General features: G+C 45.2%; 4 protein-coding genes. 3 read left to right on the top strand and 1 reads right to left on the bottom strand.

Translation table 11 applies throughout. The features are described from left to right. The first annotated feature begins 63 nt into the window (after positions 1 to 63). Together sufS and IT291_05820 are read left to right on the top strand one after the other, a co-directional pair. Positions 64 to 1260: a SufS family cysteine desulfurase gene (gene sufS, locus IT291_05825; protein MCC6220741.1), complete on the top strand. Its 1197-nt coding sequence runs from the start codon at positions 64 to 66 to the stop codon at positions 1258 to 1260. 173 nt (positions 1261 to 1433) lie between these two features. Then, entirely contained in the window at positions 1434 to 1820 is a 387-nt protein-coding gene (locus IT291_05820; protein ID MCC6220740.1) for a hypothetical protein, read from the top strand. A 106-nt stretch (positions 1821 to 1926) separates the two neighbouring features. Here IT291_05820 and IT291_05815 read toward each other — a convergent pair whose 3' ends face one another. Continuing rightward, positions 1927 to 2112: a hypothetical protein gene (locus tag IT291_05815; GenBank protein ID MCC6220739.1), complete on the bottom strand. Its 186-nt coding sequence runs from the start codon at positions 2110 to 2112 to the stop codon at positions 1927 to 1929. Positions 2113 to 2135: 23 nt separating this feature from the next. Here IT291_05815 and IT291_05810 point away from each other — a divergent pair, with 23 nt between their 5' ends. Next, positions 2136 to 2369, top strand: a complete 234-nt coding sequence (locus tag IT291_05810) for a hypothetical protein (GenBank protein ID MCC6220738.1) — start codon at positions 2136 to 2138, stop codon at positions 2367 to 2369. Positions 2370 to 2704 lie beyond the last annotated feature (335 nt).

Below are 2704 nucleotides of genomic sequence, written 5' to 3'. Positions count from 1 at the left end.
TTAACTTTCTCAATCTCTTTCAGTATTCTTGCAAAATGAGGCTTAAAAGAGTTTACTACCTTTATGCGGCGGAGCGATTTTCCAATATTTGATGACAGCGAGCTCATCTATCTCGATTCGGGGGCGTCGGCGCAAAAGCCGAGGAGAGTAATTGAGGCTCTCGATAACTTTTATCGCACAAGTTACGCCAACGTGCATCGCGGGCTTTATACCTTAAGCGAAAAGGCTACTAGCATGTTCGAGGGGGCGCGCACGAAAGTGGCGCGGTTTATCGGAGCGGAGTCCACTGAGGAAGTAATTTTTACCCGGGGCACTACGGAAAGCATTAATCTAGTAGCTCATTGCTGGGGAAGAAGTTTTATTGGGTCTGGAGACGAAATTGTAAGCACTATCATAGAGCACCATTCTAATTTTGTTCCCTGGCAACAATTGGCCTTAAATGTTGGGGCCAAAATTTCTTTTGTTGGACTTACCTCGGAAGGTGATTTCGATCGAGCGGAATTTTCGCGGAGGCTTAACAAGAAAACTAAACTCGTGGCCATAACGGCGCTGGCAAACGGTTTAGGCATTAAACTTCCCATTAAGGAGTTAATTGAAGAAGCTCATGCTGTCGGGGCCATTGTGCTCGTCGATGCGGCGCAGAGTGTAGCGCATGAGGCAATCGACGTTAGGGCTTTGGATGCCGATTTTGTGGCCTTTTCGGGGCATAAGATTTATGGGCCGACGGGCATAGGCGTTTTATATGGCAAGCGCAAGCTTTTAGAAGAAATGCCCCCATTTCACTACGGCGGCGATATGATCTTGTCGGTAAGCGTTGAAAAAACCACATTTAACACCTTGCCGCACAAATTTGAGGCTGGAACGCCGCATATTGCCGGAGTAATCGGTTTATGTGCGGCGCTGGATTACGTAGCTGAAATCGGCTTAGAAAAGATAAGCGCCCACGAAGCTAAGCTCGTTAAACTCTTAGAAGAGCGGCTTTCGCAAATAAAGGGGGTGCAAATGCTTGGCCCCCGAGGAAAGCACCATGCTCTAGTTTGCTTTATCGTTAACGATCTTCACCCTCACGACTTAGCGCAGTTTTTAAACGAAAAACAAATAGCAATTCGCGCCGGCCATCACTGCGCCCAGCCGCTGTTACATCACTTTGATATCGTAGCTAGTAGCCGGGCAAGTTTGGGGGTATATAATACCGAGGCCGACATAGACGCCCTGTGCCGCGGCATAGAAGAAGCAAAGAGATTTTTTGGGATTTGCTGATTTTTAGGCCGATTTTACATTGATAATATTTGAGTAGAAGAAGTTTTACTCGTCTCTAGTGTTTTTCCCCTGTTGTGGGGAGGAAGAGGAGAGATGAGGGGAAGCATTTTTTATTTTGGCGCTCTTCGCGCGAAGGGTGCTTAAAGGTTTTTAGACGGGAGGAGGGGTGGAGTATGGCAAATGGAGAACTTTTCACTAAGGAGAAAATTGTTTATTGTTTGAAAAAACTGAGAGAAAGAAGAAAGGAAACCAAAAAATATTTCCTTATTCTTCAAAATGTAACAAAACCGCTCACTCAAGCGGTTCTGTTAATGAGTTGCACTCGCCGCGGATTGATATCTGCGGTAAATGAATTACAGGAGTCGTTAGCCGAGGGGGTTTCTGTCGTTTATACCGGGCGGATCAACACCTCAGACCATCCAAGTATCGATTGTATTTATCGGTGGGAATTGGTCGATATAGCTAGGGGGAAATATGCTTTTGCTGCCAGGCGGCAGGAGGTTCCGACTTATTCGGCTGAGGATCTTCGCGTTATTGTTCGCCGAGTTATAGCAAGGTGACTCATGCTTTTGTTAGTTTCCCGGCACCTTTCAAAGTCGTGGTGCCGGGCCTTCGTAAATGGTTTAATAGCTTTCTCTCGTCTCGATCTTATACCAAACTAAATTACTAAAAATATTCAGTATGGAAGCTTTCCCACTTATACCAAACTAAATTACTAAAAATATTCAGTATGGAAGCTTTCCCATTCGTTGGGCGCAAAGCTTTTGCAGAAATGCCAGCTTCCTGGCATTCTTGCGGCAATAATGCTAACTTGCTGGTATTATTAGCATTCCTTGCCTCTAACATTTTCATATTGGCGTTCTAGAAACGAAGAAGTGGATTTTCTGGTAGAACGAGCCGGCAAGGTGGTGTTAGCAATAGAAGTTAAATCAGGGAAAATCGATTCCCAGGCTTTAAAGTATCCTAAGTTCCGGGAGCATTTTCCACATACCCCCTTACTAGTGGCATCTCGCGAAGCCGATCGCAAACGCAGTATAAGCGACCAGATAGCCGTATGGCCGTGGAAGGATGTGCTGGAGGAGTTACGCCAAGTGGGACGAGTAGGTTAGCTTTTGCAATAGAAAAAAAGAGTGCGATTTCGATAGGTTGAGCACTCTAGGGTACATGTGTCAAAAAAATAGATGATTCTTGGCACGCTGTAAATGTGATTCATCGCTACGTAACAATTAAGAAGCGCCAGGCTGGCATGTTTGCAGACTCATGAAAATCTGTTGCTTATCGCTAGAATTTCATGATACAACAAATTCATGAAAAGAATTAGCTACTTAGAGATGATTGATTCGCACTTTCGACTTTTTAAAGTAGTAGCTCTTTTAGGCTCAAGACAGGTGGGGAAAACCACTGTGGCGCGGGATTATTGCGCGCGAATAGGGAACTTTCCTTG

Source organism: Deltaproteobacteria bacterium, assembly GCA_020845775.1.
Classification (GTDB): domain Bacteria; phylum Bdellovibrionota_C; class UBA2361; order SZUA-149; family JADLFC01; genus JADLFC01.
This window is presented reverse-complemented; position numbering and strand designations above follow the sequence as displayed.

Excerpts from the sequence above, each read along its gene's own strand:
- IT291_05815 (MCC6220739.1), bottom strand. The coding sequence starts at position 2,112 with ATGAAAATGTTAGAGGCAAGGAATGCTAATAATACCAGCAAGTTAGCA.
- IT291_05820 (MCC6220740.1), top strand. The coding sequence starts at position 1,434 with ATGGCAAATGGAGAACTTTTCACTAAGGAGAAAATTGTTTATTGTTTG.
- sufS (MCC6220741.1), top strand. The coding sequence starts at position 64 with ATGCGGCGGAGCGATTTTCCAATATTTGATGACAGCGAGCTCATCTAT.